This window comes from Janthinobacterium sp. PSPC3-1, from assembly GCF_049896105.1.
In the GTDB taxonomy this organism is placed as follows: domain Bacteria; phylum Pseudomonadota; class Gammaproteobacteria; order Burkholderiales; family Burkholderiaceae_D; genus Janthinobacterium.
In genome coordinates this window covers 1-24,696 of record NZ_JAFCTQ010000046.1, presented here as the reverse complement: position 1 = coordinate 24,696, position 24,696 = coordinate 1, and the positions used below count along the sequence as shown (strand labels likewise).

The window sequence follows — 24,696 nt, the reverse complement described above, 5'->3', positions numbered from 1 at the left end:
CGCAGATAACTTTGGGTATTCTGCAAGCTTTGTGACGGCTTCAGTTACAATTTCGCTTTTATCTTGCGCGGTCACAAGCGCCAGCCGGGACCTGCCTGGCAGAAGTTCGAGGAGTATGCAAATCAATAACGTTGAAGAATTGAAGGCCTGGATCGCCGCCGGCGGCGTGCCCGATTATCTGCACTTCTGGGGCCATACGCCGGCCCAGGCGCAACTGGCCGACAAGAGCTGCCTGAGCCAGTGGTTTCCGTCGCCGTTCAGCCTGGCCGGCGTGCGCTATGCCACGGCCGAGCATTACATGATGGCGCAAAAGGCCGCCCTGTTCGGCGATACCAAGGTGCAGGCGCGTATCGTGGCGGCCGAGCGGCCGTCGGAAGTGAAAAAGCTGGGCCGCGAAGTGGCCAATTTCGACGCCAGGGCGTGGGAAGCGGCGCGCGCCGGCATTGTCTTCGACGGCAACTACGCCAAGTTTTCGCAAAAGCCCGCGCTGCGCAAGTTTTTGCTGGCCACCGGCGAGCGCATCATCGTCGAGGCCAGCCCGGTCGACCGCATCTGGGGCGTGGGCCTGGCGTCGGACAATGCGCGCATCCTCGACCCGGCGACCTGGGACGGCCTGAATCTGCTGGGGTTCGAGTTGATGAAAGTGCGGGCCGCTCTGCGCGCCTAAGTAATTCTCAGGAAATTATTGTGAAGTTATGACGAACAGAACCGGATGCTATGCAAGGCGGCCGCTGCGACGCAGTGCGAGCACTGCTAGCAGTGGGCAACGCCGCAGAGCGCCGGTTATGGAAGTCAGAAATCACAAGAATTTATTGGGCGTTACTTAGGTCTACGGTCAGCTGTTGTTTTCCTGCCGGCCGCAACGCCTGTTGCGGCCGGCACGGCCCTGTCCATCCCCTGGAAATGAGGGGCTCTCTGACAAACCTCTGCGGATTTGTTATACTTGACTAAATCATTCAACTACTCAGGGTTTGAGGAGTTGAAAAGCCGCAATATTTTAACCCAGTTATTGAATAGTCGAACCGAGGATGTATGCGTCTGACCACAAAAGGCCGTTTTGCCGTGACCGCGATGATCGATCTTGCCCTGCGCCAGGGCAAGGGACCGGTCACGCTGTCGGGCATCAGCCAGCGCCAGTCGATTTCCCTGTCCTACCTGGAGCAGCTGTTCGGCAAGCTGCGCCGCCATGAGATCGTCGAATCGATCCGTGGCCCGGGCGGCGGCTACAGCCTGGCGCGCCGCGCCGACAAGGTGACGGTGGCCGATATCATCATCGCCGTCGACGAGCCGCTGGACGCCACCCAGTGCGGCGGCAAGGAGCATTGCCACGGCGCCGACGCGGCCACCGGCGCGCGCTGCATGACGCACGAGCTGTGGTCCACGCTGAATGAAAAAATGGTCGACTACCTGGATTCTGTGTCGCTGCAGGACCTGGTCGACCAGCAGAGACAAAAGAACGCCGAGCAAAGCGTGATGGTGATGCACCGTAATCACGCCACCCTCGGATAAGAATACCAAAAATACTAGTTGCTGATCGCATGGAGTTATTGATGAACGCCCCAGAAAAAAACGCAGGCCAGGTGCACTTTGAAACGGCACCGCATTTCCCGATCTACATGGATTATTCGGCCACCACGCCGATCGATCCACGCGTCGCCGACAAGATGATTCCCTACCTGCGCGAGCAGTTCGGCAATCCGGCCTCGCGCAGCCACATGTATGGCTGGACCGCGGAAAAAGCCGTGGAAGAAGCACGCGGCCACGTCGCCGCACTGGTCAATGCCGACCCACGCGAAATCATCTGGACCTCGGGCGCCACGGAAAGCAACAACCTGGCCATCAAGGGCGCGGCGCAGTTCTACAAGACCAAAGGCAAGCACATCATCACCGTCAAGACCGAGCACAAATCGGTCCTCGACACGGTTCGCGAACTGGAACGCATCGGCTTCGAAGCGACCTACCTGGAGCCGCAGGACAACGGTCTGATCACGGTCGAGCAGCTGGCCGCCGCCGTGCGTCCGGACACCATCCTGGTCTCCGTCATGCTGGTCAATAACGAAATCGGCGTGATCCAGCCGATCGACGAAATCGGCGTGTTCTGCCGCTCGAAAGGCATCATCTTCCATTGCGACGCCGCGCAAGCGACGGGCAAGGTGGTGATCGACCTGCAGAAGACCAAGGTCGACCTGATGACCTTCACGGCCCATAAAACCTATGGCCCGAAAGGCGTGGGCGCCCTGTACGTATGCCGCAAGCCGCGCGTGCGCCTGGAAGCGCAGATGCACGGTGGCGGCCATGAGCGCGGCCTGCGTTCGGGCACCTTGCCGACCCACCAGATCGTCGGCATGGGCGAATCGTTCCGCATCGCCAAGGAAGAAATGGATGTCGAAATCGGCCGCATCAAGGCCTTGCGCGACCGCCTGGCCACCGGCCTGCAGGAAATCGAAGAAGTCTATATCAACGGCGACATGGATCACCGTGTGCCGCACAACCTGAACGTCAGCTTCAACTACGTCGAAGGCGAGTCGCTGATCATGGCGATCAAGGATATCGCCGTGTCGTCCGGTTCGGCCTGCACCTCGGCCAGCCTGGAACCATCGTACGTGCTGCGCGCCCTGGGCCGCAGCGACGAACTGGCGCACAGCTCGATCCGTTTCACCATCGGCCGTTTCTCGACCGAAGCCGACATCGACTTCGCCGTCAACCTGCTGAAATCGAAAGTGCACAAGCTGCGCGAACTGTCGCCGCTGTGGGACATGTTCAAGGATGGCATCGATATCAATTCGATTCAGTGGGCCGCACATTAATCACCGCAGCATCGCGGCCCTGACCGGGGCCGGCAAGAATATTTAAGGAGCATCAAAATGGCTTACTCGGACAAAGTACTCGATCATTACGAAAATCCACGCAACGTGGGCGCCTTCGACAAGGGCGATGAAACCATCGGCACCGGCATGGTGGGCGCGCCTGCCTGCGGCGACGTGATGAAACTGCAGATCAAGGTCGGCGCCGATGGCCTGATCGAAGATGCGAAATTCAAGACCTATGGCTGCGGTTCGGCCATCGCCTCGAGCTCGCTGGTGACCGAATGGGTGAAAGGCAAGACCCTGGACCAGGCGCTGTCGATCAAGAACACGCAGATCGCCGAAGAACTGGCCTTGCCACCGGTGAAAATCCACTGCTCGATCCTGGCGGAAGACGCCATCAAGGCGGCGGTACTGGACTACAAGACCCGTCACCCAGCGGCAGCTTAAATACGTTGGCATCCCGCCCGCGCCGTCAAGGCCGGGCGGCTGCGGAGACCCAGATGATTACACTGACCGAAAAAGCGGCAAAGCACATCACCCGTTATATCGAGCGTCGCGGCAAGGGCATGGGCCTGCGCTTTGGCGTGCGCACCACCGGCTGCTCGGGCCTGGCCTACAAGCTCGAATATGTCGATGAAGTGGCGGAAGAAGACAGCGTGTTCGAATCGCACGGCGTGAAAGTGTTTGTCGATCCGAAAAGCCTGCCGTATATCGACGGCACGGAACTCGATTTCGCGCGCGAAGGCCTGAACGAAGGCTTCAAGTTCCACAATCCGAACGAAAAAGACGCCTGCGGCTGCGGCGAGAGTTTCCGCATCTAAGAAGCAAGCATGATCCCCGGTCGGTGCGCTGTACTCATCGATTGAGGTACAGCGACCACCGACACACTATGCAAAACCACTTCGAATTATTCCAGTTGCCGCCGCAGTTCGCACTCGACCAGGCAGCGCTCGACAGCGCCTACCGCGACGTGCAGGGCAAGGTTCATCCCGACCGTTTCATCAACGCCAGCAGCGCCGAAAAGCGCGTGGCGATGCAGTGGGCCACGCGCGCCAACGAAGCCTACCAGACCCTGAAAAGCCCGCAGAAGCGCGCCCAATACCTGTGCGAACTCAATGGCGTCGACCTGCAGACGGAGTCCAACACGGCCATGCCGGTCAGCTTTCTGATGCAGCAGATGGAGTGGCGCGAGGAACTCGGCGAGGCGCGCGCCGGCAAGGACGCCGATGCGCTCGACGCGCTCGACCGCCAGCTGCGCGGCGAACGCAAGACCTTGCTGGCCCAGGTCGGCGCGCAGCTCGATGCGGGCGACTATGTGAACGCCGCGCAAAGCGTGCGCGCGCTGATGTTCCTCGATAAATTCGGCGAAGAAGTGCGTTTTGCCTTCGAGGCAATCGAAGCCTGAACAGCGTGAGTTTTGCGCGCGCTTTATAATGCGCGCTACAGTTTCTGCGGCACCACGCAATCCATCATCGAGGCACGAATACCATGGCACTTCTGCAAATTTCCGAACCAGGCATGTCGACCGCGCCGCACCAGCACCGGCTGGCCGTCGGCATCGACCTGGGCACCACCAATTCCCTGGTCGCCACCGTGCGCAACAGCATTCCTGAAGTGCTGAACGACGAAGACGGTCACGCGCTGCTGCCGTCCGTGGTGCGCTACCTGCCGAACGGCCACGCCAATATCGGCTACAAGGCCATGGCCGCGCAGACCACCGATCCGAAGAACACCATCGTCTCCGTCAAGCGCTTCATGGGCCGCGGCCTGGCTGACATCGCCTATGCGGAAAACCTGCCCTACGATTTCCAGGACACGCCTGGCATGGTGCAGCTGAAAACCGTGGCCGGCGTGAAAAGCCCGGTCGAGATCTCGGCGCAGATCCTGGCCACCCTGCGCCAGCGCGCGGAAGATTCGCTCGGCGACGACCTGGTCGGCGCCGTGATCACCGTCCCGGCCTACTTCGACGACGCCCAGCGCCAGGCTACCAAGGATGCGGCCCAGCTGGCCGGCATCAATGTGCTGCGCCTGCTGAGCGAGCCAACCGCCGCCGCCATCGCGTATGGCCTCGACAGCGCCTCCGAAGGCGTATACGCCGTGTATGACCTCGGTGGCGGCACCTTCGACATCTCGATCCTGAAACTCTCCAAGGGCGTGTTCGAAGTGCTGTCCACCGGCGGCGATTCGGCCCTCGGCGGCGACGACTTCGACCGCCGCCTGTTCTGCTGGATCAGCGAGCAGGCCAAGCTGGCGCCGCTGTCGGACGAAGACACGGCGATCCTGATGGTCAAGGCGCGCGAGGTCAAGGAACTGCTGTCGACCAAGGCCGAAACGAGCATCGATGCGGTGCTGAACTCGGGCGAGGAAGTCCACCTGCGCATCACGGCCGCCGACTTTACCGCCATGACGCAGCATCTGGTGGCCAAGACCATGAACGCCATCAAGAAGGCCTTGCGCGACGCGAACGTGGATGCCGACGACGTCGACGGCGTGGTGATGGTCGGTGGCGCCACGCGCATGCCGCATGTGCAGCGCGCCGTCAGTGAATTCTTCCATACGATTCCGCACGCCAATATCGACCCGGACAAAGTGGTGGCGCTGGGCGCCGCCATCCAGGCCAATCTGCTGGCCGGCAACCGCGCCGCCGGCGACGACTGGCTGCTGCTGGACGTGATCCCGCTGTCGCTGGGCATCGAGACCATGGGCGGCCTGGTGGAAAAAATCATCCCGCGCAATTCGACGATTCCGTGCGCTCGGGCCCAGGAATTCACGACATTTAAAGATGGCCAGACGGCGCTGGCGGTGCACGTGCTGCAGGGCGAGCGCGAACTGGTCAGCGACTGCCGTTCGCTGGCGCGGTTCGAGCTGCGCGGCATTCCGCCCATGGTGGCGGGCGCCGCGCGCATCCGCATCACCTACCAGGTCGACGCGGACGGCTTGCTGTCGGTGTCGGCGCGCGAACTGCGCTCCGGCGTGGAAGCATCGATCAGCGTCAAGCCGGCGTATGGCCTGGCCGACGACGAGATCGCGCGCATGCTGCAGGATTCCTACACCTCGGCCGACGTCGACATGGTGGCGCGCGCGCTGCGCGAAGAGCAGGTGGAAGCCGAACGCATCGTGCTGGCCACGCAATCGGCCCTGGACGAAGACGGAGGCCTGCTGGACGAGGCCGAACGCGTCACGGTCGATGGCCTGATCGCGCAGGTGCGCACGGCGATTGCGGACTCGCAGGCGGGCACGGTCGACCACCAGACCCTGAAGCGCGTGATCGAGGCATTGGCTGACGGAACCGAAGACTTCGCCGCGCGCCGCATGGACCGCAGCGTGCGCACGGCGCTTACGGGCAAATCGCTCGACCAGGTCGCGTAAAAAATTGAATCGCGCGGCCGTATGCGCCGCGCCCTGAATGACAGACTGAAAGAAGAAAACCATGCCACAAATCGTTATCCTGCCGCACGCCAAACTTTGCCCGGACGGCGCCGTGATCGAAGCTCCTGCCGGCAAGTCCATCTGCGACATCCTGCTGGAAAACGATATCGATATCGAGCACGCCTGCGAGAAATCGTGCGCCTGCACCACCTGCCACGTGCTGGTGCGCGAAGGGATCGAGTCGCTGAACGAAGCGACCGAACTGGAAGAGGACATGCTGGACAAGGCCTGGGGCCTGGAAGCCGTGTCGCGCCTGTCGTGCCAGTCCATCGTGGCCGAGGCCGACCTCGTCGTCGAGATCCCGAAATACACCATCAACCAGGTCAGCGAAGGTAGCCACTAAATGAAATGGTCCGACATCACGGCGATCGCCGAGGCGTTGTACGACACGCATCCGGACGTCGATCCCCTGACCGTGCGCTTCACCGACCTGCATAACTGGGTGGTGGAACTGGACGGCTTTGACGATGACCACACGCGCGGCGGCGAAAAAGTGCTCGAAGCGATACAGATGGCGTGGATCGATGAAGCGCGCTAAGGGCGCGGCGCAAGCCGCCAGGGGCGCTGACGCCCCCGCCGTGTCGAAGGATGTGATCACGGCCGCCAGCAATATGCCCGAGATCAAGGACGGCCAGTCGATCGCGCTGCTGCAGGAGCTGCATATTCTCACGCGCGACGGCAAGATGAACCAGGACAGCCGCCGCAAGCTCAAGCAGGTGTATCACCTGACGCAGTTCATCGAGCCGCTGCTGCGCGAAGTGCAGCTGGACCACCCTGGCGTCTCGCTGGTCGACCATGGCGCCGGCAAGTCGTATCTCGGCTTTATCCTGTACGACCTGTTCTTCAAGAACGGAAACGACGGCTCGCATATCTACGGCATCGAAACGCGCGAGGAACTGGTGCAGCGTTCGCAGGAACTGGCGAGCAAGTTCAAGTTCCCCGGCATGTCGTTTTTGCCGCTGTCGGTGGCCGAGTCGACCGAGTCGAGCCTGCTGCCGAAGCAGATCGATATCGTCACGGCCCTGCATGCCTGCAATACCGCCACCGATGACGCGATTCACTTCGCCTTGAAGAAGAAGGCGAAATTCATGGTGCTGGTGCCGTGCTGCCAGGCCGAAGTGGCGTCCGTGTTGAAGAAGAACAAGGGCAAGACCCTGGGCAAGAACGTGCTGACGGAGCTGTGGCGCCACCCGCTGCACACGCGCGAATTCGGCAGCCAGATCACTAACGTGCTGCGCTGTTTGCAGCTCGAAGCGCACGGCTACCAGGTCAGCGTGACGGAGCTGGTGGGCTGGGAGCATTCGATGAAAAACGAGCTGATCATCGCCAGCTACAAAAACCTGCCGCGCCAGCGTCCGACCGAACGGCTGCAGGAAGTGCTGCAGACGCTGGGCCTGGAAGAGATGGGGCATCGTTTCTTTGCCGAGGAATTGGCCAAGGCGACGGCGTAAGGTCCTGCACATCGCGAGACAATCGGCAAAAGGGGAGGAGCGGGTCGGTTACAATACCGGCTTCTCCTCCCCTTTGCTTTTTGCGCCTCACATGACCACACCAATCGATATGCCCACCGTCCGCCTGGCCAAGCGCCTGGCCGAAGACTTGCCCTGTTCGCGCCGCGAGGCCGAACTGTATATCGAGGGCGGCTGGGTCACGGTCGATGGCGAGCTGGTCGAAGAGGCCGGCGCGCGCGTGGCCGACAAGCAGGAAGTGGTGCTGCTGCCGAACGCCACCCTGGATGAAATGCCGCCCGTGACCATCCTGCTGCACAAGCCGGCCGGGATCAATGGCGGCGTCGGCAGCGACGGCAAGCCCGCCTTGAGCTGCCTGCGTCCCGAAGAAATCTTTACGCCCGATAACGTCGCACCGAGCTCCATCACGCGTTTTCTGAAGCGCCATCTGATTGGCCTGACAGTCACCAATCCGCTGGAAACCATGGCCTCGGGCCTGCTGGTGTTCACCCAGGATTTCCGCGTCGCCCGCAAACTGGTCGACGAAGCGAAAACGGTGGAGCAGGAATTCATCGTCGAAGTAGCGGGCCAGATCGCCGAGGGTGGCCTGGCGCTGCTCAATCACGGCCTGCCGTTCAATGGCAAGCCGCTGCCGCCGATGAAGGTCAGCTGGCAGAATGAAACCAGGCTGCGTTTTGCGCTGAAAAACGTGCAGCCGGGCCAGCTGGCCCATATGTGCCGCATGGTGGGCCTGGAGGTGGTGGCCATCAAGCGCCTGCGTATCGGCCGCATCTCGATGGGCGCCATGCCCGCAAGCCAGTGGCGCTATCTGCAGGGTTACGAGCGCTTTTAAGCCGGGTGCTGCGGCAGATGGCTCTCGGCAAAGCTTTTCCAGAGCCGCTCGGCGATGCGCAGGGCGATGGCGTCGGCCTTTTCCTGCAAGGCCGGATTGCCCATGCTTTCGGTGGTGGCGAAGAACAGGGTCAGCCAGCGGCGGAACATGCACGGCGTCAGGTTTTCCATCTGTGCGTGCTGCGCCAGCGGCTTGCCGTGGTAGCGCATGGTGCCGCGCAGCAGGCCTGACCAGAAGTCGACCAGGGTCGCCAGGTGCTCGTCCCAATTCTTGACTTCGCGGCCGAATACGGGCCCGAGCATGGCGTCTTCGCGGGCCGCCGCATAAAAGGTGTGGACGAGTCGCGCGACTTCTTCTTCGGTACAGATTTCCGTGCGCGATGTGAGGATATGAACGTGGGGTGGGGGAGCGGTTTTCATGGCATGCCATGATGGCAGAGCCGCCCCCTGTGCTTCAATGACGCAGGTCAAGCGGCTGCAAATTGCGGCTCAGGCGGCAACCTTTTTGCTCTTCTTGGCGGGCGCCGGCAATTGCACGATCTGCGTGCCCAGCAGCTTGTCGTGCAGAAACTGGCCGTTGCCGGTGAACAGCGCCGTGGTTGACCATGCCAGCATGCCGATGCCGATCGCCGACAGGGCCTGCCAGTGCTGCAAGTCCAGCACATACGACACCAGGATGCCGGGCAGCAGCCACATCCACGCCAGCACGTAGCGGCATGCGGCCAGGCGCAGCGGCACGTGGGCCTGGCCGGGCAGCACCACCTTCAGGCGCCAGGTCTTCATGGCCAGGGTTTGCCCCTCGCGGCTCCATTGGTGGATGAAATAGGCGCCCATCACCAGGAAGGCCAGGCATTGGCGCATGTGTTCGGTGAGCGGCGTATGCGCACCCTGCACGGCCAGTTCAAAGATCAAAAAGGGCAGGAACAGCACGGCCAGCGCCAGCAAGGACTCATACACGATGGAAATCAGGCGCCGCTTGATGGTGGGCACGGTGGTCGATGCAACGGTGTTATCTGGCATAGTCGGGCAAGGAGCTGGGGGTGGCAGGCGTTACCACGGGCGCTGCCGGGACCGTGACCGGGACGGCAGGCGCGGGCACCGGCACAGTGGGTGCCGGCGGCACGGTAATCACGGCGGGCGGGCGGATGTCCGGCCTGGTGACCGGGACTTTTTTCGGCACGGCTTCGGCCGCCAGTTTTTTCTTTTGTTCTTCCGGCAATTGCTGGTATTGCTCCCACTGCGCCGACTTTTGACTTGGGTCAATCTTCTTGGCGCGCGCATAGTTTTCGCGCACCGTGCGGCGCTGTTCGGGCGTCAGCTTGATCCAGTCGCGCATGCGTTCGTGCACGCGCGCCTGTTCATCGGGTTTCATCGAGGCAAAACGGTTCGCGATATCGAGCCACTTCTGCTTGCGCGGCGCATCGAGCTTGTTCCACTCGCCGGCCAGCGGCTGCAGGGCAGCTTGCTGGGCCCGCGACAGGCTGGCCCACTGCAACTTGCCGGCATTTTTCACCGGCACGGCCGGCGCGGCGGGCTTGAGCGCCGGCACTGGCGTGGCGGCGGGGGCGGCCGGCGGTGCATCCTGGTTGGCGTACACCCAGGAGGCGCCCGCCAGCGCGCATGCGCCCAGCACGGCGCCGCCGGCCATCCAGCTTTTGCGTGCCTTGCTTGCGGTGGCGTCGGCCATTATTGCGCGCTTTTCGTCAGGTAGGCGTTGAAGCCATGGTCCATATAGGCCGACAGCGGCAGCTCGTCCGACAGTACGGCAGCGTCAAGTTCGGCCAGTTCGGCGATCTGCTGCTCCTGCTCAAACTGGTAGATGCCGGCGCCGCCGGCCACCAGCAGCAACAGCGGAACGATCACGCTCATGCGGCTCAGCCACGACAGCGGCTCGGCAAACAGGTGGGTAGCGATGCCGGCGAGCACGTTCTGGCGTGCCGCCACGCGCGCGGGCGCGTCGGCCTTCTTGCGCGCCATGGCCGCCTTGCGCGCGGCCGCCAGGCGGTCGGTGGTCGAGGCCGGCAGGTCGTCGAGCTTTTCGTTCAGCGCATGCCGCACTTTGTAGGCGAAATTGAGGTCGTCGGTATTCATAGTTGTATTCCCTTGGCTTTCAGCGATTCGGCGAGCGTGTGGGTAGCTCTTGAGCAATGTGTTTTCACGCTGCCTTCCGAGCAGCCCATCGCCAGCGCCGTTTCAGCCACGTCCATATCCTGCCAATAACGCATGAGGAAGGCTTCGCGTTGACGCGCGGGCAGTTTTTGTACCTCTTCATCAATCAAATCAAGGATCTGTGCGCGTTCGACCTGGTCGGCCGACGATTCGGCGGCGTTGGATCCCTGCTCCGATTGATAGGTGTCGAGTATATCAAAGTCCTCATGCTCGTCACCCGATGGTTTCATGCCCGAAAACAGGCTGACCCAGGTGTTGCGCACCTTTTCGCGGCGGAAGTAATCGAGGATGGTCGTTTGCAGGATGCGCTGGAACAGCATCGGCAGTTCGGCCGCCGGTTTGTCGCCGTATTTTTCGGCCAGCTTGATCATCGCGTCCTGCACGATGTCGAGCGCGGATTCTTCCTTGCGTACGGCATAGGCGGCCTGCTTGAAAGCGCGCCGCTCCACATGTTCGAGAAAATCGGATAGTTCTTTGTCTGTTGCCATGCGGTAAGGAGCGAGCCGGTGGCTGCGTGGGCTGTGGGCGGGAGGTGGCCTGCATTGTGCAAACTGAGCGCATGCTAGCAAAAAATGTGCAATTCCGCATGATTTTTGCACCTTGAGCGCGCAAAAAGCCGGTTTGGAATACATTTTCCTTGACCATCATGGTGCGACGCGATAACGTATGGGACGCTTTGAACACCCCAAAGCTCTATGGTCAAGTTGCAACTGGCACACAACGCCACCAGCGACAAGACGCGCTTTCATTTGTAGGCAGTTTGTTCTAACCCGCGCCACAAGCGCGAGCGGTTCGTACAGTCGCCACAGAAACTCCGGCCAAACGAGTTGCGTTAAGCGTTGTTTTGCAAGGTATCTATGGGTGCCCGAAGAAATTGCGTGACCGCATGAAAAGGGAAGCAGGAAGACTGTAGCGTCAGGCGTACCTCGTCAGGAAAGAACATCCGATCAATCTCCAATGGACCTTGAAAGGAATGTTTCATGAATACCGAAGCAAGAGGATCTGCCTCGGGACCGGCCATCGGTCCCATTACCGGCGCGGAAATCGTCGTGCGCTGTCTGGCTGAAGAAGGCGTCGAGCACGTCTTTGGTTACCCGGGCGGAGCCGTACTGTATATCTACGACGCCATCTTCCAGCAAAACAAATTCCAGCATATCCTGGTACGCCATGAGCAGGCCGCCGTGCACGCCGCCGACGCCTATTCGCGCAGCTCCAACAAAGTCGGTGTGGCCATTGTCACGTCCGGCCCCGGAGTCACCAATGCCGTGACCGGTCTGTCGACCGCTTACATGGACTCCATCCCGATGGTCGTCATTTCCGGCCAGGTGCCGAGCCATGCGATCGGCCAGGATGCGTTCCAGGAATGCGACACCGTGGGCATCACCCGCCCCGTCGTCAAGCACAACTTCCTCGTCAAGGACGTGAAAGACCTGGCCGCGACGATCAAGAAAGCGTTCTTTATTGCCCGCACCGGCCGTCCCGGTCCCGTGCTGGTCGATATCCCCAAGGATATCAGCATGCACAAGTGCAATTTCGACTATCCGAAGGAAGTCGAGATGCGCTCCTACCGTCCGGTCGACAAGGGCCATTCGGGCCAGATCCGCAAGGCCGTGCAGCTGCTGCTGCAAGCCGAACGTCCGATGATCTACACGGGCGGCGGCGTGATCCTGGCGCATGCGGCCCCCGAGCTGAACAAGCTGGTCGACCGCCTTGGTTTCCCGTGCACCAACACCTTGATGGGTTTGGGCGGCTACCGCGCCTCGAGTGAACAGTTTGTCGGCATGCCCGGCATGCACGGCACCTACGAAGCGAACATGGCGATGCAGAACTGCGACGTGCTGATCGCCATCGGCGCCCGTTTCGATGACCGCGTGATCGGCAACCCGAAACACTTCGCCTCGCATCCGCGCAAGATCATTCACGTCGACATCGATCCATCGTCGATCTCGAAGCGCGTGAAAGTCGATATTCCCATCGTCGGCAACGTCAAGGATGTGCTGATCGAGTTCCTGGCGCAACTGGACGCGGCCGAAGCGAAACCAAACGTCAATGCATTGAGCAACTGGTGGAAGCAGATCGCCGAATGGCGTGGCCGCGACTGCCTGAAGTATCCGAGCTCGGACCTGGTCATCAAGCCGCAATCGGTGGTGGAAAAAGTATTCCAGATCACCAAGGGCGATGCCTTCATCACGTCCGACGTGGGCCAGCACCAGATGTGGGCCGCGCAATACTACCGCTTCGACAAGCCGCGCCGCTGGATCAATTCCGGTGGCCTGGGCACCATGGGGGTCGGCTTGCCGTACGCCATGGGCGTGCAGATGGCCAATCCGGACGCGACGGTTGCCTGCATCACCGGCGAAGGTTCGATCCAGATGTGCATCCAGGAGCTCGCCACGTGCAAGCAGTATCACCTGACGCCGAAAATCATCATGCTCAACAACCGTTTCCTCGGCATGGTGCGCCAGTGGCAGGAAATCGATTACGGCTCGCGCTATTCCGAGTCCTACATGGATTCGCTGCCCGACTTTGAAAAGCTGGCCGAGGCCTATGGCCACGTCGGTATGAAAATTGAAAAACCGGGCGACGTCGACGGCGCCCTGAAAGAGGCGTTCGGCATGAAAGACAGGCTGGTATTCATGAACTTTATTACCGACCAGTCCGAAAACGTGTGGCCGATGGTGAAAGCCGGCAAAGGCTTGTCCGAAATGATGCTCGGCTCGGAGGACCTGTAACCATGCGCCATATTATTTCTGTCTTGCTGGAAAACGAAGCCGGTGCCCTGTCGCGCGTGGTGGGCCTGTTCTCTGCCCGCGGCTATAACATCGAAACCCTGACCGTGGCGCCGACCGAAGATGCAACCCTGTCGCGCATGACCATCGTCACCAGCGGTTCGGACGACATCATCGAGCAGATCACCAAGCACCTGAACCGTCTCATTGAAGTGGTGAAGGTGGTGGACCTGACCGAAGGCCAGCATATCGAACGCGAGTTGATGCTGATCAAGGTGCGCGCCGTGGGCAAGGAACGCGAAGAAATGAAGCGCACCGCCGATATCTTCCGCGGCCGCATCATCGACGTGACCGAAAAGACCTACACGATCGAGCTGACGGGCAACAAGGTCAAGCTCGACGCGTTCATCGATTCGATCGACCGCGCCTCGATCCTGGAAACCGTCCGCACGGGCGGTTCGGGCATCGGCCGCGGCGAACGCATCCTCAAAGTATAAAAAAACGCAGCACGCGGCTCTGGCCGCACTCCCATACAACGCAGTTACTTAAAATATATAGGAAATACCATGAAAGTTTTTTACGACAAAGACGCCGACCTGTCCCTGATCAAAGGTAAAAACGTTGCCATCATCGGCTACGGTTCGCAAGGCCATGCCCACGCACAAAACCTGAACGATTCGGGCGTCAACGTCACCGTCGGCCTGCGCAAGGGCGGCGCTTCGTGGAACAAGGTCGAGCAAGCCGGCCTGAAAGTAGCGGAAGTCAATGATGCCGTGAAAGCGGCCGACGTCATCATGATCTTGCTGCCGGACGAAAACATCGCCCAGGTCTACAACGAAAACATCGCCCCGTTCGCCAAGGAAGGCGCGGTACTGGCCTTCGCCCACGGCTTCAACGTGCATTACGGCCAAGTCGTGCCGCGCGCCGACCTGGACGTGATCATGATCGCCCCGAAAGCGCCAGGCCACACCGTGCGCGCCACCTACACCCAGGGTGGCGGCGTGCCGCACCTGATCGCCGTGTACCAGGACAAATCGGGCGTGGCCCGCGATATCGCCCTGTCGTACGCTTCGGCCAACGGCGGCGGCCGTGCCGGCATCATCGAAACGAACTTCCGCGAAGAAACCGAAACCGATCTGTTCGGTGAGCAGGCAGTGCTGTGCGGCGGCGCCGTGGAACTGATCAAGGCCGGTTTCGAAACCCTGACCGAAGCGGGTTACGCTCCGGAAATGGCCTACTTCGAGTGCCTGCACGAACTGAAACTGATCGTCGACCTGATCTATGAAGGCGGCATCGCCAACATGAACTACTCGATCTCGAACAACGCCGAATACGGTGAATACGTGACCGGCCCGAAAGTCGTTACCTCGGCCACCAAGGACGCCATGCGCCAGTGCCTGAAAGACATCCAGACCGGCGAATACGCGAAGAGCTTCATCCTGGAAAACAAGGCCGGCGCACCGACCCTGATCTCGCGCCGCCGTTTGACGTCCGAGCACCAGATCGAAGAAGTCGGCGCCAAGCTGCGCGCCATGATGCCTTGGATCGCGAAAAACAAGATGGTCGACCAGTCGAAGAACTAAGCAGTTTTTTGCATGACGAAGCCGGCGCAAGCCGGCTTTTTTCATGGCCGCCTTTGGTACATTGATATACTTTCATTCTGTTGTAAATGATGCACGACGCTGGCGCCCGCCGGTGTTACTCTGAGCGATGCCGGTTTCCGGCCATATCTTGATCAGGAGGCACACGTGCACACGATAGCCCTGGCTACGCTCCCAACTCGTTTGTTGGGCCTGTTTCTGACCACCGTTCTGACATTCTTTCCCTTCACCAGCACCCAGGCGGCGGTTCCTGCCTATCCCGCAAGCTTCAAGACCATGACGATCGCCACCGCCGATGGCACGCTGCATGTACGCGTGGGCGGTTCCGGCCCGGCCGTGTTGCTGATACACGGCTTTGGCGATACCGGCGACATGTGGGCGCCGCTGGCGGCCGCATTGGCAGCGGAACATACCGTGGTGGCACCCGACCTGCGCGGCATGGGGCTGTCCTCGCGCCCGGCGGGCGGTTACGACAAGCGTACCCAGGCTGCCGACATGCGGGCCGTGCTCGACAAGCTGGGCATAGCTCATGCCGACGTGGTCGGACACGATATCGGCACCATGGTGGCCTACGCTTATGCGGCCCGCTACCCCGACCAGACCGACCGGCTGGTGGTGATGGATGCACCGGTGCCCGGCATTCCGCCGTGGGAACAGATCGTGCGCAGTCCGCAGCTGTGGCATTTCTCGTTTGGCGGCCCCGACGCCGAGCGCCTGGTGGCCGGGCGCGAGCGCATCTATCTGGACCGTTTCTGGAATGAATTTGCCGGCACGCCGTCCAAAATAGACGAGGAAACGCGGCGCCATTATGCGAAGCTGTATGCGCGCAAGGGCGCGATGCATGCGGCCTTCGCGCAGTTCCTGGCCATACCGCAAGACGCCGAAGACAATCTGCGCTCGATGGCCACCAAACTGACCATGCCGGTGCTGGCGATCGGCGGCGCCAAGTCCTTCGGCGCCAACGAAGCCGTCGTCATGCGCAATGCGGCCGTGAACGTGACGGAACTGGTGGTACCCGACGCCGGCCACTGGCTGATGGAAGAGCAGCCGGTGGTGACGGTGGACGCCATCAAGGCCTTCCTCAAACGCGATAAATAAAGGCCGTGTTCATGCCGCATGCGGTGCATCGGCCAACATCCGGTAGTATCCGTGTCTTCATAGTCGTTGAAGCGCCGGTTGAACCATGCTTGTTTATTCAAAAGTTATCGTTGGAAATTTGAACTCGCTCAAGCGCCCGGTCGCGGTTGCCATCAGTTGCTGGTTCCTGATGCTGGGATCGCTGTCATCGCTGGCCTCGGCTTACCTGGGCCGCAACGATCCCGTGATGATGGCGTGGATGGCGCGCGGCCCGGTTCCAGCCGAGGCGCAATATGCGATCCTGCTCGGTGGCCTGGGCATCACGCTGGCAACCGCGGTGGCCATGCTGCAAGGGCATCGTGGCGCGCGCACGGTGTACGTGGCGTGGAGCGTGATCGATATCGCCGTCAGCCTGGCCACCGTGCCCGTCAAGACCGGCGTCCTGCCTGGTGCAATCACGTTTGCCGTCATCTGCGCGTTCCTGTTCAGTCCGAAATCAAATGCCTGGTTTTCGCCGCGCAAGGCGGCCAATGATGCGAGCATGACGGCCGCTTGAGCCCGGATGTTTTTCGTGTGCACGCTTTTGGTGCGTTTGCGCTACAATTCCGCCCTTCCTTTGCCGTTGCGCCCGCAACGGCATCTGTTTCGGTTTCTGCCGACCGCAACGCGCATTACCGCTAGATAATAGCACGCCAGGCTTTTGCAACATCGCCTGCGCAACCCGAGGTACCCACATGACTGACCGTTTGACCGCCACAGTGCCTGTTCCAGGCCCTGCCGCTATCGCCATTTCCCGACGCTTTCCGCTGGCCGCTTTATTGGCGCTGGCGATGACCAGCTTTATCGCCATCCTGGCCGAAACCTTGCCCGCCGGCTTGTTGCCGCAGATTTCACAGGGTCTCGGCATTTCCGAAGTGATGACGGGCCAGCTGGTGACCGTGTTTGCGATCGGCTCGATCCTGACCGCGATCCCCCTGACCGCCATGACCAGCGGCTGGCGCCGCCGCAAGGTACTGCTGCTGGCCGTCGGCGGCTTCCTGGTATTCAATACCATCACCGCGCTGGCGCCCAATTACATGGTGGCGCTGGCCTCGCGCTTCCTGGCCGGCATGGCCGCCGGGCTGGCCTGGGGCCTGATGGCCGGCTATGCGCGGCGCATGGTCGGCGTGGCGCAGCAGGGCAGGGCGATGGCGGTCGCCATGATAGGCACGCCGCTGGCCTTGTCGCTGGGCGTGCCGCTCGGGACCCTGATGGGTGGCGTGCTGGGCTGGCGCAGCATCTTTGGCGTCATGTCCGGCTTGGCGATTATCCTGGTGGCGTGGATACTGGTGGCCGTGCCCGATTATCCGGGCCAGAAGCACGGCGAACGCCTGAGCATCCGCCAGGTGTTCATCACACCGGGCGTGCGGCCCATCCTGGCGGTGATCGTGGCATGGATGCTGGCGCATAACATTCTCTACACCTATATCGCGCCGTTCCTGGCGCCCTCGGGCTTGCGCGCGCGGATCGACCTGGTGCTGCTGGTGTATGGCGTCGGTTCCCTGGCCGGCATCTGGCTGATCAGCCGCCTGATCGACCGCTGGCTGCGCAAACTGGTGCTGGGCAGTATCGCCGCGTTTGCCTTGATCGCCATTGCGCTGGGCCTGGGCATGGACAGCCCTTTGGTGATCTATCTCGGCATGGCGGTCTGGGGCGTGACCTTTGGCGGCGCCGGCACCTTGCTGCAAACGGCCTCGGCTGACGCTGCTGGCGACGGCATGGACGTGGCGCAATCGATGGTGGCCACCATCTGGAACGTGGCGATTGCCGGTGGCGGCGTGGTCGGTGGCGTGCTGCTCGACGGCTACGGCGTGGCGGCGTTTCCCTGGACCGTGCTGGCCTTGCTGCTGGTCGCCTTGGGCATCGCGTGGTGCGCGCGCAGCAGTTTCAAGCCGGGCCGGCGCACGGGCGGCGTGGTTGCTAGGCATTAAATGTGTCCGGATGTGAGCGAACAGGGCAAAGTGTGACGATTTGTTAATTTGCGCCACAGCAAACTTCTGGCCGTTAGAATCAGGTCAGTCTGACCAATTCAATAAGCGGCAGGGCGTACAACGACCCTGTCTGCATTCAACCACCGAGGAGTCGTATCCATGATCAAATCCGTACTGGTTGCCGCCGCAGCCACCGTTGCTCTTTCCGCGCAAGCGCAAACCTTGCCGACCACCGGCACCCTGGTGGTCGTGCCCGCCTTTGGCGAAGTCAAGCATGCCAATGACCAGGTGGTCGCCACCCTGGCCATCGAAGAACAGGACAAGGACAAGGCCGCGGCTGCGTCGCGCGTGAACCAGAAAATGAACAAGGGCGTCGCCATCGTCAAGCAGGCCGACCCGTCGGCCGTGCTGAAATCGTATGGCTATTACACCTACCCCGTGTATCCGGAAGACCGTCCGCTGCCGGCTGGCGCCGTCGCCAAGCCGCGAGTGCCGACGGCCTGGCGCGTGGGCCAGTACCTGGAAGTGACCACCGCCAACCTGGCCAGCCTGCCGAAAACCGTTTCGGCGGCCCAGGGCGTGCTGACCCTGAACGGCCTGAACTTCGGCCTGAAGCCGGAAACCATCCGCCTGCTGGACGACCAGCGCATCGCCGCCACCTATAAAAACCTGAACGAGCGCATCGCCTCGATCGCGCGCGCCATGGGCCGCAATGTATCGGACGCCGTGCTCGACACGGTGGACTTCGAAGGTTCGGGCAATTACGCTGGCGAAAGCCGCGCCGCCGCCCCCGCGCCGATGATGATGCGCAGCAAGATGGCCGACGATGGCCAGGTTGCCGAGCCCAGCTTCGAGCCGGGCGAGACCACCCTGGACATGCGCCTGGTGGGCAAGGTCAAGTTCAAATAAATTTGGTGTGGCGATATTTGCGACAAAGTAAATATTTCCGCGCTAGAATGACTTACCAAAAAATCATGGGGCTATGCGGCCCCATGATTGTTTTTATCGCCACCCTTTGAAAGGCTAGTCATGACTGTTTTGCAATCGATGCTGTTCGTTACTGCCCTCGCCACCGCTGCGACTTCCCAGGCGCAAGGCCTGCCGACTGTCGGCACGCTGGTGGTGATACCTGCCAGTGGCGAAGTGATTCATGCGAATGACCAGGTTACCGTCATGCTGGCCATCGAAGAGCAGGACGCGGACAAGGCGGCAGCCGCCTCGCGCGTCAACCAGAAGATGAACCAGGGCGTGGCCATCGTGAAAAAGGCCGACCCGCAGGCCGTGCTGAAAACCCAGGGCTACTACACCTATGCCGTGTATCCCGAAGTGGCGCCCTTGCCGGCCGGCAGCGTGGCCAAGCCGCGCGTGCCGACCAGTTGGCGCGTGGGACAATTCCTGCAGGTAAAGACGATGAACCTGGCCGCCTTGCCGAAAACCGTGTCGGCGGCGCAAGCCGTACTGACCCTGAACCGCCTGAACTTCAGCCTGTCGTCCGATACCGTACGAAAAATGGATAATGAACGCATCGTGGCCACCTATAAAAACCTCAACGAGCGCGTAGCGGCGATTGCCGGCGCCATGGGGCGCAGCGTCAATGACGCCGTGATCGACACGCTCGACTTCGAAGGCGCGGGCTACATCCAGGGCAATTATGCCCCGCCGGCCCCGCCCGCACCCTTGCGCGCGATAAAGAACGAGGCCACTCAGGTCGCCGAGCCTAATTTCGAACCCGGCGAGACGGCCATCAACCTGCGCGTGGTGGCCAAGGTCAGGTTCAAATAACAGGCCTGCCATGCGGGACTGATGGCGGTGCCACGCTTTTCTTTGGCCTTGTCTCCTCTATAATGGCGTTACCGGCGCGCGCAGGCAGCAGGGCGCGCGCCTGTCAGTTCCGATTACCCTGTAGCACACAAGAAATGGATCAACATGGCAAACTTCCCCCGTCGTCGAGGCAAGAACGGCAACCCGGCAACGCCCAAGGCATCGCGCTTCAGTAAATTCGTGCGGCTGCCGGCGGCCGATGCGGCAGGCAAGAAAACCTTGCGGCGCCGTGGCATTTACCTGTTGCCGAATGCCTTCACGACGGCGGCCCTGTTCTGCGGTTTCTACGCCATCGTGATGGCCATGAACCAGAAATTCGAACATGCGGCCTGGGCCATCTTTATCGCCATGATCCTCGACGGCCTCGACGGTCGCATCGCGCGCCTGACCAATACCCAGAGCGAATTCGGCGCCCAGTACGACAGCCTGTCCGACATGGTGTCGTTCGGCGCCGCGCCGGCGCTGGTGATCTATGAATGGTCGCTGCGCGGCATGGGCAAGCTGGGCTGGCTGGCCGCCTTCGTGTATTGCGCCGGCGCCGCGCTGCGGCTGGCGCGCTTCAACACGAATATCGCGGTGGTCGACAAGCGCTTCTTCCAGGGCTTGCCCAGCCCGGCGGCGGCAGCCATGGTGGCCGGCTTTATCCTGATGATGAACGACCTGCAGTTTGCCGGCAACCAATTGGCCTGGGTCTCGTGGGCGATCGCCCTGTTTGCCGGCCTGACCATGGTCACCAATGTGCCGTTCTACAGCTTCAAGGACGTCAACTTCCGCAAGTCGGTGCCGTTTATCGTCGTGTTCCTGCTGGCATTGTTCTTCGCGCTGATCTCGATCGACCCGCCGAAAGTACTGTTCCCGATCTTTGTCGCGTATGGCCTGTCCGGCTACGCCGTGTTCTTCTGGCGCATGGCCAAGGGCAAGCCGGTCAGCATCGTGCAGACCGATCACGAGCATTGATGTTGCCAGGGCCAGACTTGCCGCTCTGGTCCTGGCATTTTCCCGTCACCAGAAAAACCGCCGTTCTTCCTTGTCCGGGTCCGGCCCGTTCATCATCTGGCGCACGATGCCGGCCTGGTCGAAATGCACGTGCATCATCGAATCCCACACGCCTGATTCCTTGTAGCGGTAGGACCAGACGTACAGTTTCGGCAGCGCCAGGTAGGAGGTTTCCGTCGGCCGGCCCAGCAGGTGCAGCACGTCCTGCCGGGTCGACATCCCGATCCTGACCTTGGCAAAGCCTTGTGTGTCGAGTACCTGCTCGAACGACATCAAACGCTGGTCGGGACCGAAGCGGGCCATGTAGGTGACCTGGCCGTAGGGACCGTGCGCATATTCCAGTTCCGGGCCTTCGGGCAACTGGTAGACATTGGTCGGCGCACCGAGCCGCGCTTCGATGGCGGCGCGGGTGTCGCCCGGCTGCGGTGGCGGACCGCCCATGTTGGCGCAGGCGGCCAGCAGCAGAGGGAGCAGAGGCAGCAGAAGCGTTGCTATTTTGAATGCTTTTTTCATGGCGTGACTCCCGAAAGACAGGAAAATCCTATCATGCACCGAGAAAAGAGCGCACGACTGGATACAGGCAGGCATTTTTCCGATATACTTGCGCGTCTGGTTTGAGCTCAAGCCAGTTTTTTTAATCGTAGTTCACGGTGGATAGGGTTCAGACTCTGTGCACCGCATGTGAAAGGTTTATCATGACAGTAGAGAACATCAACAAAGCCGCTATCATCGCGGACAACGCACGTGGTCAAAATGACACCGGCTCCCCTGAAGTGCAAGTTGCACTGCTGACCGCTCGTATCAACGAACTGAACGGCCACTTCAAAGCCCACTCGAAAGATCACCACTCCCGCCGCGGCCTGATCATGATGGTCAACCGTCGCAAGAGCCTGTTGTCCTACCTGAAGGCCAAAGACGCTACCCGTTATCGCGACCTGATCGCTAAACTTGGTCTGCGCAAGTAATTTTTGCCGTACAAGGTTTATACAGAAATGCCTGCGCCAGTTCGCTGTCGCGGGCATTTTGTCATTTGAAATTCCGAATTTATTCCCGTAGATACAGTATTCTATGCGGATGACCATGTTTTAAAAGCAAAATAGCAAAGGCGGCAAGTGTGACTCCGCCGCCTGTGGTGAGGTGAACGACAGCCCCTGAAAATCTGTCGGCAAATAGAAAAGGGATACCCCAATGTTTAATAAAGTTACGAAAACCTTCCAGTACGGTCAACATCAAGTGACCCTGGAAACCGGCGAGATCGCACGTCAGGCATCCGGCGCAGTGCTGGTGTCGATCGAAGATACCGTCGTGCTGGCAACCGTGGTGGCACGCAAAGATGCCAAGCCAGGCCAGGATTTCTTCCCTTTGACAGTAGATTATGTTGAAAAAACTTACGCTGCCGGTAAAATTCCGGGCGGTTTTTTCAAGCGTGAAGGCCGTCCTTCCGAAAAAGAAACCCTGACGTCGCGTCTGATCGACCGTCCTATCCGTCCTTTGTTCCCTGAAGGCTACCTGAATGAAGTGCAAGTCATCATTCACGTGCTGTCGGTCAATCCTGAAATCGATCCGGACATCGCCGCCATGATCGGCGCATCGGCCGCTTTGTGCGTGTCGGGCGTGCCATTCAACGGCCCGATCGGCGCCGCGCGCGTCGGTTACGCCAATGGCCAGTACATCCTGAACCCGACCGTCCAGCAGCTGAAAACCTCGGAAATGGACCTGGTTGTCGCCGGTACCGAAACGGCCGTGCTGATGGTCGAATCGGAAGCGAAGCAGCTGTCCGAAGAAATCATGCTGGGCGCCGTGGTGTTTGGCCATGACCAGATGAAAGTCGTCATCGACGCGATCCACGACCTGGTGCGTGACGGCGGCAAGCCGGAAGTCGAATGGGCGCCTGCGCCGAAAAACGAAGCGCTGATCGCGCGCGTGGCCCATTTCGCCAACGCCAAGATCAATGATGCGTATCAAACCAAGGACAAGCAGGAACGTACGGCCAAGCTGAAATCGGCCACCTCCGAAGTGATCGCCGACCTGTCGGCCGAAGCGGCTGCCAACGGCGGCGCGGCTATCGACAGCGCTGAAGTGAACAACATCCTGTTCGACATCGAAGCGAAAATCGTCCGCACCCAGATCCTGGACGGCGAGCCACGCATCGACGGCCGCGACACGCGCACCGTGCGTCCGATCTCGATCCGCACCAGCGTGCTGCCACGCACCCACGGTTCGGCCCTGTTTACGCGCGGCGAAACCCAGGCGCTGGTCGTGGCAACTTTGGGCACCGCCCGCGACAGCCAGAAGATCGATGCGCTGATGGGCGAGTTCACCGATTCGTTCATGCTGCATTACAACATGCCTCCGTTCGCCACCGGCGAAACGGGCCGTGTCGGTACCCCGAAACGCCGCGAAATCGGCCACGGCCGCCTGGCCAAGCGCGCGCTGATCGCCGCCCTGCCAGCCGCCGAAGAGTTCAGCTACTCGGTGCGCCTGGTGTCGGAAATCACCGAATCGAACGGTTCCTCGTCGATGGCTTCCGTGTGCGGCGGCTGCCTGGCGCTGATGGACGCCGGCGTGCCGATGAAAGAACATGTGGCCGGTATCGCCATGGGCCTGATCAAGGAAGGCGGCAAGTTTGCCGTGCTGTCCGACATCCTGGGCGACGAAGATCACCTGGGCGACATGGACTTCAAGGTAGCCGGTACCCGCAACGGTATCACCGCGCTGCAGATGGACATCAAGATCATGGGCATCACCAAGGAAATCATGCAAGTGGCGCTGGCGCAAGCCAAGGAAGGCCGCGAGCACATCCTGGGCGAAATGCAAAAAGCCATGCCGCACGTGAAAACCGAACTGTCCGATTTCGCACCGCGCCTGATCACCATCAAGATCAACCCGGAAAAAATCCGTGACGTGATCGGCAAGGGCGGCGCCGTGATTCGCGCGCTGACCGAAGAAACGGGCACCCAGATCGACATCAGCGACGAAGGCGTGGTCACCATCGCTTCCGTCGACGCTGCCGCCGGCCAGGAAGCCAAGCGCCGCATCGAAGAGCTGACCGCCTCGGTCGAAGTGGGCAAGACCTACGAAGGCACCGTGCTGAAACTGCTGGACTTCGGCGCCATCGTGCAAGTCATGCCAGGCAAGGACGGCCTGCTGCACATCTCGCAGATCGCCAACGAGCGCGTCAACGCCGTCGCCGACTACCTGAAAGAAGGCCAGCTGGTACGCGTCAAAGTACTGGAAACGGACGACCGCGGCCGTCTGAAGCTGTCGATGAAAGCGGCCGAAGGCGAAGCGCCAGCCGCCTAATCAGGCACTGCCGGATTCAGTCCGGCAAGTATTAGAAAACCGCCAGCGCGCAAGCCTGGCGGTTTTTTTACGTCGGTTGATACAGCGCAGGATGCCCGCGCTGCCTCCTTGTAGATTCGTACGGTTCGTTGCCATTCGATACCATCAAGGAGATTGCGCCATGCTGAAACAATTGTTGCTGACAGCGGCGATGCTGCTCGCCGTCCTTCCCGTCACCCGGGCCCGGACCGGGGCCAGTCCTGACGCGCTGCCGATTCCCATTGCGCCACCTTCGGTCATCATGTCCGGCGAAGACATGGCGGCCCTGCGCCTGGTGCATGCGCGCGCCATCGAGCAGCCGGCGTCCGGTGCCGCCTTGCCGGCCGCGACGCCGATGGCCTTGCCTTTGCTCAAGATCGTGCCGCACGGGCAAAGCGTGTCGTAAGCGCTCCATAAACCACAGCCTTGTGGCGTAATCCCGATTTCCGCATGCTTGCCGTTTCAATTTGAACGGG

At 61.1% G+C, this 24,696-nt stretch carries 29 protein-coding genes; 23 read left to right on the top strand and 6 right to left on the bottom strand.

Going from position 1 to position 24,696, the window contains the following annotated elements:
• Positions 1-115: 115 nt before the first annotated feature.
• From ACP7B7_RS28210 to ACP7B7_RS28160, 11 genes are all read left to right on the top strand, one after another.
• A complete protein-coding gene (locus tag ACP7B7_RS28210; RefSeq protein WP_426078909.1) occupies positions 116-667 on the top strand; it encodes an NADAR family protein in 552 nt (183 codons plus the stop codon).
• Positions 668-1,032: 365 nt separating this feature from the next.
• Entirely contained in the window at positions 1,033-1,509 is a 477-nt protein-coding gene (gene iscR, locus ACP7B7_RS28205; RefSeq protein WP_308925381.1) for a Fe-S cluster assembly transcriptional regulator IscR, read from the top strand.
• A gap of 41 nt (positions 1,510-1,550) precedes the next feature.
• The gene (locus ACP7B7_RS28200; protein WP_374694271.1) at positions 1,551-2,807 is read left to right on the top strand and encodes an IscS subfamily cysteine desulfurase; all 1,257 of its coding nucleotides are present in this window, start codon (positions 1,551-1,553) and stop codon (positions 2,805-2,807) included.
• A gap of 57 nt (positions 2,808-2,864) precedes the next feature.
• On the top strand, positions 2,865-3,254 hold the full coding sequence (gene iscU, locus ACP7B7_RS28195) for a Fe-S cluster assembly scaffold IscU (protein WP_038493869.1): 390 nt from the start codon (positions 2,865-2,867) through the stop codon (positions 3,252-3,254).
• Between the two features lie 53 nt (positions 3,255-3,307).
• Positions 3,308-3,628: an iron-sulfur cluster assembly protein IscA gene (gene iscA, locus ACP7B7_RS28190; RefSeq protein ID WP_308925382.1), complete on the top strand. Its 321-nt coding sequence runs from the start codon at positions 3,308-3,310 to the stop codon at positions 3,626-3,628.
• 68 nt (positions 3,629-3,696) lie between these two features.
• A complete protein-coding gene (gene hscB, locus ACP7B7_RS28185; protein WP_308925383.1) occupies positions 3,697-4,212 on the top strand; it encodes a Fe-S protein assembly co-chaperone HscB in 516 nt (171 codons plus the stop codon).
• A gap of 83 nt (positions 4,213-4,295) precedes the next feature.
• Complete coding sequence (hscA, locus tag ACP7B7_RS28180) at positions 4,296-6,176, top strand: Fe-S protein assembly chaperone HscA (protein WP_308925384.1); 1,881 nt, start codon at positions 4,296-4,298, stop codon at positions 6,174-6,176.
• Positions 6,177-6,237: 61 nt separating this feature from the next.
• Positions 6,238-6,579, top strand: coding sequence for an ISC system 2Fe-2S type ferredoxin (gene fdx / locus ACP7B7_RS28175; RefSeq protein ID WP_034750070.1), 342 nt, complete (start codon positions 6,238-6,240; stop codon positions 6,577-6,579).
• Positions 6,580-6,774, top strand: coding sequence for a Fe-S cluster assembly protein IscX (iscX, locus tag ACP7B7_RS28170; RefSeq protein ID WP_308925385.1), 195 nt, complete (start codon positions 6,580-6,582; stop codon positions 6,772-6,774).
• Positions 6,761-7,687, top strand: coding sequence for a class I SAM-dependent methyltransferase (locus ACP7B7_RS28165; protein WP_308925386.1), 927 nt, complete (start codon positions 6,761-6,763; stop codon positions 7,685-7,687). Before iscX ends, ACP7B7_RS28165 begins: the two co-directional genes overlap by 14 nt.
• A 91-nt stretch (positions 7,688-7,778) precedes the next feature.
• The gene (locus ACP7B7_RS28160) at positions 7,779-8,537 is read left to right on the top strand and encodes an rRNA pseudouridine synthase (RefSeq protein WP_308925387.1); all 759 of its coding nucleotides are present in this window, start codon (positions 7,779-7,781) and stop codon (positions 8,535-8,537) included.
• Here the strand turns inward: ACP7B7_RS28160 and ACP7B7_RS28155 are convergent.
• The 5 genes from ACP7B7_RS28155 to ACP7B7_RS28135 all read right to left on the bottom strand — a co-directional run bounded on the left by ACP7B7_RS28155 (position 8,534) and on the right by ACP7B7_RS28135 (position 11,193).
• A complete protein-coding gene (locus tag ACP7B7_RS28155) occupies positions 8,534-8,956 on the bottom strand; it encodes a group III truncated hemoglobin (RefSeq protein ID WP_426078908.1) in 423 nt (140 codons plus the stop codon). The genes ACP7B7_RS28160 and ACP7B7_RS28155 overlap by 4 nt on opposite strands.
• A gap of 69 nt (positions 8,957-9,025) precedes the next feature.
• On the bottom strand, positions 9,026-9,556 hold the full coding sequence (locus ACP7B7_RS28150) for an RDD family protein (RefSeq protein ID WP_426078907.1): 531 nt from the start codon (positions 9,554-9,556) through the stop codon (positions 9,026-9,028).
• Positions 9,546-10,223 (bottom strand): DUF3106 domain-containing protein, encoded by a 678-nt coding sequence (locus ACP7B7_RS28145; RefSeq protein ID WP_426078906.1) that lies wholly within the window; start codon positions 10,221-10,223, stop codon positions 9,546-9,548. The genes ACP7B7_RS28150 and ACP7B7_RS28145 overlap by 11 nt, the downstream gene beginning before the upstream one ends.
• Positions 10,223-10,627 (bottom strand): DUF3619 family protein, encoded by a 405-nt coding sequence (locus tag ACP7B7_RS28140; RefSeq protein ID WP_426078905.1) that lies wholly within the window; start codon positions 10,625-10,627, stop codon positions 10,223-10,225. The genes ACP7B7_RS28145 and ACP7B7_RS28140 overlap by 1 nt, the downstream gene beginning before the upstream one ends.
• Positions 10,624-11,193 (bottom strand): RNA polymerase sigma factor, encoded by a 570-nt coding sequence (locus tag ACP7B7_RS28135; RefSeq protein ID WP_308925722.1) that lies wholly within the window; start codon positions 11,191-11,193, stop codon positions 10,624-10,626. Before ACP7B7_RS28135 ends, ACP7B7_RS28140 begins: the two co-directional genes overlap by 4 nt.
• Positions 11,194-11,685: 492 nt before the next feature.
• Between ACP7B7_RS28135 and ACP7B7_RS28130 the strand changes: the two genes are divergently transcribed.
• From ACP7B7_RS28130 to pssA, 9 genes are all read left to right on the top strand, one after another.
• The gene (locus ACP7B7_RS28130) at positions 11,686-13,437 is read left to right on the top strand and encodes an acetolactate synthase 3 catalytic subunit (RefSeq protein WP_308925392.1); all 1,752 of its coding nucleotides are present in this window, start codon (positions 11,686-11,688) and stop codon (positions 13,435-13,437) included.
• Between the two features lie 2 nt (positions 13,438-13,439).
• Positions 13,440-13,931, top strand: coding sequence for an acetolactate synthase small subunit (gene ilvN, locus ACP7B7_RS28125; RefSeq protein WP_065310638.1), 492 nt, complete (start codon positions 13,440-13,442; stop codon positions 13,929-13,931).
• A gap of 69 nt (positions 13,932-14,000) precedes the next feature.
• Entirely contained in the window at positions 14,001-15,017 is a 1,017-nt protein-coding gene (gene ilvC / locus ACP7B7_RS28120) for a ketol-acid reductoisomerase (RefSeq protein ID WP_308925393.1), read from the top strand.
• A gap of 294 nt (positions 15,018-15,311) precedes the next feature.
• On the top strand, positions 15,312-16,133 hold the full coding sequence (locus ACP7B7_RS28115; protein ID WP_308925723.1) for an alpha/beta fold hydrolase: 822 nt from the start codon (positions 15,312-15,314) through the stop codon (positions 16,131-16,133).
• A 118-nt stretch (positions 16,134-16,251) separates the two neighbouring features.
• Entirely contained in the window at positions 16,252-16,668 is a 417-nt protein-coding gene (locus tag ACP7B7_RS28110; RefSeq protein ID WP_308925394.1) for a hypothetical protein, read from the top strand.
• 178 nt (positions 16,669-16,846) lie between these two features.
• A complete protein-coding gene (locus tag ACP7B7_RS28105; protein WP_308925395.1) occupies positions 16,847-18,082 on the top strand; it encodes an MFS transporter in 1,236 nt (411 codons plus the stop codon).
• A gap of 159 nt (positions 18,083-18,241) precedes the next feature.
• Positions 18,242-18,991, top strand: a complete 750-nt coding sequence (locus ACP7B7_RS28100; RefSeq protein WP_308925396.1) for an SIMPL domain-containing protein — start codon at positions 18,242-18,244, stop codon at positions 18,989-18,991.
• A gap of 120 nt (positions 18,992-19,111) precedes the next feature.
• Positions 19,112-19,864, top strand: a complete 753-nt coding sequence (locus tag ACP7B7_RS28095; protein WP_426078904.1) for an SIMPL domain-containing protein — start codon at positions 19,112-19,114, stop codon at positions 19,862-19,864.
• 144 nt (positions 19,865-20,008) lie between these two features.
• Positions 20,009-20,860, top strand: a complete 852-nt coding sequence (pssA, locus tag ACP7B7_RS28090) for a CDP-diacylglycerol--serine O-phosphatidyltransferase (protein WP_308925398.1) — start codon at positions 20,009-20,011, stop codon at positions 20,858-20,860.
• A gap of 45 nt (positions 20,861-20,905) precedes the next feature.
• On the opposite strand, the gene bamE is transcribed toward pssA, so the two are convergent.
• A complete protein-coding gene (gene bamE, locus ACP7B7_RS28085; RefSeq protein WP_308925399.1) occupies positions 20,906-21,412 on the bottom strand; it encodes an outer membrane protein assembly factor BamE domain-containing protein in 507 nt (168 codons plus the stop codon).
• A 182-nt stretch (positions 21,413-21,594) separates the two neighbouring features.
• On the opposite strand from bamE, the gene rpsO reads away from it, so the two are divergent.
• The 3 genes from rpsO (at position 21,595) to ACP7B7_RS28070 (ending at position 24,626) form a co-directional block, all read left to right on the top strand.
• The gene (rpsO, locus tag ACP7B7_RS28080; protein WP_010399743.1) at positions 21,595-21,864 is read left to right on the top strand and encodes a 30S ribosomal protein S15; all 270 of its coding nucleotides are present in this window, start codon (positions 21,595-21,597) and stop codon (positions 21,862-21,864) included.
• 223 nt (positions 21,865-22,087) lie between these two features.
• Positions 22,088-24,202, top strand: a complete 2,115-nt coding sequence (gene pnp / locus ACP7B7_RS28075) for a polyribonucleotide nucleotidyltransferase (RefSeq protein WP_308925400.1) — start codon at positions 22,088-22,090, stop codon at positions 24,200-24,202.
• Between the two features lie 160 nt (positions 24,203-24,362).
• A complete protein-coding gene (locus ACP7B7_RS28070) occupies positions 24,363-24,626 on the top strand; it encodes a hypothetical protein (protein ID WP_426078903.1) in 264 nt (87 codons plus the stop codon).
• Positions 24,627-24,696: the final 70 nt, after the last annotated feature.

Excerpts from the sequence above, each read along its gene's own strand:
- ACP7B7_RS28210 (WP_426078909.1), top strand. The coding sequence starts at position 116 with ATGCAAATCAATAACGTTGAAGAATTGAAGGCCTGGATCGCCGCCGGC.
- iscR (WP_308925381.1), top strand. The coding sequence starts at position 1,033 with ATGCGTCTGACCACAAAAGGCCGTTTTGCCGTGACCGCGATGATCGAT.
- ACP7B7_RS28200 (WP_374694271.1), top strand. The coding sequence starts at position 1,551 with ATGAACGCCCCAGAAAAAAACGCAGGCCAGGTGCACTTTGAAACGGCA.
- iscU (WP_038493869.1), top strand. The coding sequence starts at position 2,865 with ATGGCTTACTCGGACAAAGTACTCGATCATTACGAAAATCCACGCAAC.
- iscA (WP_308925382.1), top strand. The coding sequence starts at position 3,308 with ATGATTACACTGACCGAAAAAGCGGCAAAGCACATCACCCGTTATATC.
- hscB (WP_308925383.1), top strand. The coding sequence starts at position 3,697 with ATGCAAAACCACTTCGAATTATTCCAGTTGCCGCCGCAGTTCGCACTC.
- hscA (WP_308925384.1), top strand. The coding sequence starts at position 4,296 with ATGGCACTTCTGCAAATTTCCGAACCAGGCATGTCGACCGCGCCGCAC.
- fdx (WP_034750070.1), top strand. The coding sequence starts at position 6,238 with ATGCCACAAATCGTTATCCTGCCGCACGCCAAACTTTGCCCGGACGGC.
- iscX (WP_308925385.1), top strand. The coding sequence starts at position 6,580 with ATGAAATGGTCCGACATCACGGCGATCGCCGAGGCGTTGTACGACACG.
- ACP7B7_RS28165 (WP_308925386.1), top strand. The coding sequence starts at position 6,761 with ATGAAGCGCGCTAAGGGCGCGGCGCAAGCCGCCAGGGGCGCTGACGCC.
- ACP7B7_RS28160 (WP_308925387.1), top strand. The coding sequence starts at position 7,779 with ATGACCACACCAATCGATATGCCCACCGTCCGCCTGGCCAAGCGCCTG.
- ACP7B7_RS28155 (WP_426078908.1), bottom strand. The coding sequence starts at position 8,956 with ATGAAAACCGCTCCCCCACCCCACGTTCATATCCTCACATCGCGCACG.
- ACP7B7_RS28150 (WP_426078907.1), bottom strand. The coding sequence starts at position 9,556 with ATGCCAGATAACACCGTTGCATCGACCACCGTGCCCACCATCAAGCGG.
- ACP7B7_RS28145 (WP_426078906.1), bottom strand. The coding sequence starts at position 10,223 with ATGGCCGACGCCACCGCAAGCAAGGCACGCAAAAGCTGGATGGCCGGC.
- ACP7B7_RS28140 (WP_426078905.1), bottom strand. The coding sequence starts at position 10,627 with ATGAATACCGACGACCTCAATTTCGCCTACAAAGTGCGGCATGCGCTG.
- ACP7B7_RS28135 (WP_308925722.1), bottom strand. The coding sequence starts at position 11,193 with ATGGCAACAGACAAAGAACTATCCGATTTTCTCGAACATGTGGAGCGG.
- ACP7B7_RS28130 (WP_308925392.1), top strand. The coding sequence starts at position 11,686 with ATGAATACCGAAGCAAGAGGATCTGCCTCGGGACCGGCCATCGGTCCC.
- ilvN (WP_065310638.1), top strand. The coding sequence starts at position 13,440 with ATGCGCCATATTATTTCTGTCTTGCTGGAAAACGAAGCCGGTGCCCTG.
- ilvC (WP_308925393.1), top strand. The coding sequence starts at position 14,001 with ATGAAAGTTTTTTACGACAAAGACGCCGACCTGTCCCTGATCAAAGGT.
- ACP7B7_RS28115 (WP_308925723.1), top strand. The coding sequence starts at position 15,312 with ATGACGATCGCCACCGCCGATGGCACGCTGCATGTACGCGTGGGCGGT.
- ACP7B7_RS28105 (WP_308925395.1), top strand. The coding sequence starts at position 16,847 with ATGACTGACCGTTTGACCGCCACAGTGCCTGTTCCAGGCCCTGCCGCT.
- ACP7B7_RS28100 (WP_308925396.1), top strand. The coding sequence starts at position 18,242 with ATGATCAAATCCGTACTGGTTGCCGCCGCAGCCACCGTTGCTCTTTCC.
- ACP7B7_RS28095 (WP_426078904.1), top strand. The coding sequence starts at position 19,112 with ATGACTGTTTTGCAATCGATGCTGTTCGTTACTGCCCTCGCCACCGCT.
- pssA (WP_308925398.1), top strand. The coding sequence starts at position 20,009 with ATGGCAAACTTCCCCCGTCGTCGAGGCAAGAACGGCAACCCGGCAACG.
- bamE (WP_308925399.1), bottom strand. The coding sequence starts at position 21,412 with ATGAAAAAAGCATTCAAAATAGCAACGCTTCTGCTGCCTCTGCTCCCT.
- rpsO (WP_010399743.1), top strand. The coding sequence starts at position 21,595 with ATGACAGTAGAGAACATCAACAAAGCCGCTATCATCGCGGACAACGCA.
- pnp (WP_308925400.1), top strand. The coding sequence starts at position 22,088 with ATGTTTAATAAAGTTACGAAAACCTTCCAGTACGGTCAACATCAAGTG.
- ACP7B7_RS28070 (WP_426078903.1), top strand. The coding sequence starts at position 24,363 with ATGCTGAAACAATTGTTGCTGACAGCGGCGATGCTGCTCGCCGTCCTT.